We start from the raw sequence: 2641 nt of genomic DNA on the forward strand, positions 1-2641 counted from the left end.
CAGGTCAGCCTGCAATATGTGCCAACGGCAATCCTCTCGAGGCAGACCGCCGGCATCCGCGGCAAGGCCCTGATTGTGAACCTGCCGGGGAAGCCGAAGTCGATCCGCGAGTGCCTGGATGCAGTATTTCCCGCGATTCCGTACTGTATTGACCTGATTGAAGGCCCCTATCTCGAGTGCGATGAGTCAGTGCTCAAGGCCTTTCGTCCAAAAGGTGCCTGAAGCATTTCACCGCTGCGGGTATTTTGTTGTGTTTTAGGATAAAAGACTTACAATGCGCGAAATTTACCCGGTACCCTGATTTCAGCACCGGGTACCGGAACCCGCTTTTCGCCAGGAGGCATGTGGCAGATATGAAACATTTCAAAGAAACCCTTTACGATGCGGTCTGCCAGGAATTCCGTATCGACAAGATCTATTTCGAATCAAAGACCGAACATCAACACCTGATGATTTTTCACAATGCCCAGCTCGGCCGTGTGATGACCCTCGATGGTGTGGTGCAAACCACCGAGGCTGACGAGTTCATCTACCACGAGATGATGGCACATGTGCCCATCCTCGCCCACGGCAAGGTGAAAAAGCTTTTGATTATCGGTGGCGGCGATGGCGGCATGCTGCGCGAGGTACTGCGCCATGCGGATATCGAAGTCACCCAGGTCGAGATCGACCAGGCCGTCATTGATATGTCGATACAATACCTGCCCAACCACTCGCAGGGGGCCTATGCCAACCCGCGCGCCACTATCGTCATTGGCGATGGCATGGACTTCGTCCGTAACAGTGATGAAAAATTCGACGTCATCATCAGTGACAGCACTGACCCCATCGGCCCGGGGGAAGTGCTTTTCAGCGAGGACTTTTATGCCCTCGCCAAGGCCCGCCTGACCGAGGGCGGCATCATTGCGACCCAGAACGGCGTACCATTCTTCCAGCAGGATGAACTCATCAACACCCATAAGCGCATGGGCATGCATTTTAACGACACGACATTTTATAGTGCCGCTATCCCGACCTACTACGGCGGTATCATGACCTTTGCGTGGGGCACGGATAACATCAAGCTGCGACAGACACCCCTGGCCACACTGGAACAACGTTTCCAGGCCGCCGGTATCAAGACGCGCTATTACAACCCGGCCATCCACCAGGCCGCGTTTGCCCTGCCACAATATCTGCTCGACACCCTGGCGACGGGCTAGGTGGTCGGCTCAGTGGCCAGGCGAAAAGTCATCATCGGCGCCACGCCTGAAGAGGCCGCCCGCTGGCAGGCATTGGTTAGCAAGCATGGTTCCCCCCTGCTGGTCTTCGACCGCCACGTGCTCAGGCAGCAATATGAGAAACTGCAGGCCGCCCTGCCGGACGTCAGCCTCTATTATGCGATCAAGGCCTTGCCACATAACGATGTACTGCAAACGCTTGATAGCCTGGGAGCCGGTTTCGACGTGGCCTCGTCGGGGGAACTGGAACTGTTATTAAGCCTCAAGGTTTCTGGCCGCCGCACCATCCACACCCATCCCATCAAGCGCGACAAGGATATCCGTGACGCCCTGCGCTTTGGCTCAACGACCTTCGTCGTCGATAACCATGATGAAATGAAAAAGCTTGTGCCTTATCGCAGCCGCATCGGCGTGTTGCTGCGGGTCAGTTTCCGTAGTGAAAATGCAGTGGTCGACTTATCCAGAAAATTCGGTTGCACGGAAAGTGATGTCCCGGCACTGGTGCAGGCTGCGGAACAGCTCGGCCTGCATGTGAAGGGGCTGTCGTTCCATGTCGGCTCCCAGTGCCAGAGCCCGGACAAACATGTTGAGGCCATCCAGTGCTGCCATGCGTTGATGCTGCAGGTAAATGAAACGGCCCGGGCGCCACTGGCAACACTCGATATCGGCGGTGGCTTTCCCGCCGACTACGAGCTCAAAGGCTTTGATATCGAACGCTTCTGCGCCCCCATTCGCGAGGCCCTGAATGACCTGCCCGCTGACTGGCACCTGCTCGCCGAACCTGGCCGCTACCTCGTGGCACCGGCCGTGACGAGCATTACCACGGTCATCGGCAAGGCCATGCGCAATGGCACACCGTGGTATTACCTTGATGATGGCGTCTATGGTTCCTACAGTGGCCAGATCTATGACCATACCGTTTACCCCCTGCAGGTATTAAAGCAGGGCGAACTCACCGAATCCGTACTCACCGGCCCGACCTGTGACAGCATTGATGTCATCGACGAGGCCGTTGCCCTCCCCGAGCTGGAGATTGGCGACCTCATCATTGGTCACCAGATGGGGGCTTATACTGCGGCGACCAAAACCCGCTTCAACCTGTTGCCGGATGCCGCTTTTATTACGATTGACCAGGCTGTCGCCGCCACTTGATCTACCCTATGACGCCGGCACAGCAGCTAAATGCTCGCAGCCGGCAAGCGAACGTAGTATTGTTTCTTCAGAAGAAACCTTTACTCTATAAAAAAATGACCAAGGAGAATACAGATGGACGAGAACATCAAACAAAGCCTGAAGAAGACCTCAACCTGGCTGCGCGCCCTGTACATGATCATGTTCCTGATTATGGCTCTTCGGAAAAATTAGTGGGTAAAAATATAGCGAATTTGGAGCAATAGAGATAGTTTTCTGGAAATTGGAGG

3 protein-coding genes and 1 pseudogene are annotated in these 2641 nt (G+C 55.3%); all 4 read left to right on the forward strand.

Going from position 1 to position 2641, the window contains the following annotated elements; translation table 11 throughout:
- Positions 1-222 (forward strand): annotated as a pseudogene (locus tag RQ738_RS13510) (molybdopterin adenylyltransferase); the annotation flags it as partial.
- A gap of 131 nt (positions 223-353) precedes the next feature.
- Positions 354-1202 (forward strand): polyamine aminopropyltransferase, encoded by an 849-nt coding sequence (gene speE, locus RQ738_RS13515; protein WP_314165837.1) that lies wholly within the window; start codon positions 354-356, stop codon positions 1200-1202.
- Positions 1203-1214: 12 nt separating this feature from the next.
- Positions 1215-2372: a type III PLP-dependent enzyme gene (locus RQ738_RS13520; protein WP_314165838.1), complete on the forward strand. Its 1158-nt coding sequence runs from the start codon at positions 1215-1217 to the stop codon at positions 2370-2372.
- Positions 2373-2380: 8 nt separating this feature from the next.
- Entirely contained in the window at positions 2381-2617 is a 237-nt protein-coding gene (locus RQ738_RS13525) for a hypothetical protein (RefSeq protein WP_314165840.1), read from the forward strand.
- The last annotated feature ends 24 nt before the right edge of the window (positions 2618-2641 follow it).

The organism is Sulfuriflexus sp., assembly GCF_032250955.1.
Classification (GTDB): Bacteria; Pseudomonadota; Gammaproteobacteria; order AKS1; family AKS1; genus Sulfuriflexus.

What these genes read in the sequence shown, in the direction of transcription:
- speE (WP_314165837.1), top strand. Translation starts at nt 354, where the DNA reads ATGAAACATTTCAAAGAAACCCTTTACGATGCGGTCTGCCAGGAATTC.
- RQ738_RS13525 (WP_314165840.1), top strand. Translation starts at nt 2,381, where the DNA reads ATGACGCCGGCACAGCAGCTAAATGCTCGCAGCCGGCAAGCGAACGTA.